Genomic DNA, 2,186 nt, shown 5'->3' with positions numbered 1-2,186 from the left:
TTTAAGCGTGCATAATAAGCCCTACACAAATTGGGAGTTAGACATCATGAGCAACGCAAAAACAAAGTTAGGCATCACAAAGTACAGCATCGTGACCAACAGCAACGATTCCGTCACACTGCGCCTCATGACTGAGCATGACCTTGCGATGCTCTATGAGTGGCTAAATCGATCTCATATCGTCGAGTGGTGGGGCGGAGAAGAAGCACGCCCGACACTTGCTGACGTACAGGAACAGTACTTGCCAAGCGTTTTAGCGCAAGAGTCCGTCACTCCATACATTGCAATGCTGAATGGAGAGCCGATTGGGTATGCCCAGTCGTACGTTGCTCTTGGAAGCGGGGACGGACGGTGGGAAGAAGAAACCGATCCAGGAGTACGCGGAATAGACCAGTTACTGGCGAATGCATCACAACTGGGCAAAGGCTTGGGAACCAAGCTGGTTCGAGCTCTGGTTGAGTTGCTGTTCAATGATCCCGAGGTCACCAAGATCCAAACGGACCCGTCGCCGAGCAACTTGCGAGCGATCCGATGCTACGAGAAAGCGGGGTTTGAGAGGCAAGGTACCGTAACCACCCCATATGGTCCAGCCGTGTACATGGTTCAAACACGCCAGGCATTCGAGCGAACACGCAGTGATGCCTAACCCTTCCATCGAGGGGGACGTCCAAGGGCTGGCGCCCTTGGCCGCCCCTCATGTCAAACGTTGGGCGAACCCGGAGCCTCATTAATTGTTAGCCGTTAAAATTAAGCCCTTTACCAAACCAATACTTATTATGAAAAACACAATACATATCAACTTCGCTATTTTTTTAATAATTGCAAATATTATCTACAGCAGCGCCAGTGCATCAACAGATATCTCTACTGTTGCATCTCCATTATTTGAAGGAACTGAAGGTTGTTTTTTACTTTACGATGCATCCACAAACGCTGAAATTGCTCAATTCAATAAAGCAAAGTGTGCAACGCAAATGGCACCAGATTCAACTTTCAAGATCGCATTATCACTTATGGCATTTGATGCGGAAATAATAGATCAGAAAACCATATTCAAATGGGATAAAACCCCCAAAGGAATGGAGATCTGGAACAGCAATCATACACCAAAGACGTGGATGCAATTTTCTGTTGTTTGGGTTTCGCAAGAAATAACCCAAAAAATTGGATTAAATAAAATCAAGAATTATCTCAAAGATTTTGATTATGGAAATCAAGACTTCTCTGGAGATAAAGAAAGAAACAACGGATTAACAGAAGCATGGCTCGAAAGTAGCTTAAAAATTTCACCAGAAGAACAAATTCAATTCCTGCGTAAAATTATTAATCACAATCTCCCAGTTAAAAACTCAGCCATAGAAAACACCATAGAGAACATGTATCTACAAGATCTGGATAATAGTACAAAACTGTATGGGAAAACTGGTGCAGGATTCACAGCAAATAGAACCTTACAAAACGGATGGTTTGAAGGGTTTATTATAAGCAAATCAGGACATAAATATGTTTTTGTGTCCGCACTTACAGGAAACTTGGGGTCGAATTTAACATCAAGCATAAAAGCCAAGAAAAATGCGATCACCATTCTAAACACACTAAATTTATAAAAAATCTAATGGCAAAATCGCCCAACCCTTCAATCAAGTCGGGACGGCCAAAAGCAAGCTTTTGGCTCCCCTCGCTGGCGCTCGGCGCCCCTTATTTCAAACGTTAGACGGCAAAGTCACAGACCGCGGGATCTCTTATGACCAACTACTTTGATAGCCCCTTCAAAGGCAAGCTGCTTTCTGAGCAAGTGAAGAACCCCAATATCAAAGTTGGGCGGTACAGCTATTACTCTGGCTACTATCATGGGCACTCATTCGATGACTGCGCACGGTATCTGTTTCCGGACCGTGATGACGTTGATAAGTTGATCATCGGTAGTTTCTGCTCTATCGGGAGTGGGGCTTCCTTTATCATGGCTGGCAATCAGGGGCATCGGTACGACTGGGCATCATCTTTCCCGTTCTTTTATATGCAGGAAGAACCTGCATTCTCAAGCGCACTCGATGCCTTCCAAAAAGCAGGTAATACTGTCATTGGCAATGACGTTTGGATCGGCTCTGAGGCAATGGTCATGCCCGGAATCAAGATCGGGCACGGTGCGGTGATAGGCAGCCGCTCGTTGGTGACAAAAGATGTGG

3 protein-coding genes are annotated in these 2,186 nt (G+C 45.2%); all 3 read left to right on the top strand.

Annotated elements, in window-relative coordinates; genetic code table 11:
• Window positions 1-91 precede the first annotated feature (91 nt).
• Complete coding sequence (locus tag ACVCAM_RS26275) at window positions 92-646, top strand: fluoroquinolone-acetylating aminoglycoside 6'-N-acetyltransferase AAC(6')-Ib-cr5 (RefSeq protein WP_063840321.1); 555 nt, start codon at window positions 92-94, stop codon at window positions 644-646.
• 130 nt (window positions 647-776) lie between these two features.
• A complete protein-coding gene (locus tag ACVCAM_RS26270) occupies window positions 777-1,607 on the top strand; it encodes an oxacillin-hydrolyzing class D beta-lactamase OXA-1 (RefSeq protein WP_001334766.1) in 831 nt (276 codons plus the stop codon).
• A gap of 137 nt (window positions 1,608-1,744) precedes the next feature.
• The coding region (locus tag ACVCAM_RS26265) for a CatB-related O-acetyltransferase (protein ID WP_000186236.1) at window positions 1,745-2,186 on the top strand (442 nt) is incomplete at its 3' end.

It is taken from the genome of Enterobacter sp. CFEC122 (assembly GCF_052983755.1).
The sequence above is the reverse complement of the archived record's forward strand: the minus strand, read 5'-3'. Positions and strand labels throughout refer to the sequence as shown.

Excerpts from the sequence above, each read along its gene's own strand:
- ACVCAM_RS26270 (WP_001334766.1), top strand. The coding sequence starts at position 777 with ATGAAAAACACAATACATATCAACTTCGCTATTTTTTTAATAATTGCA.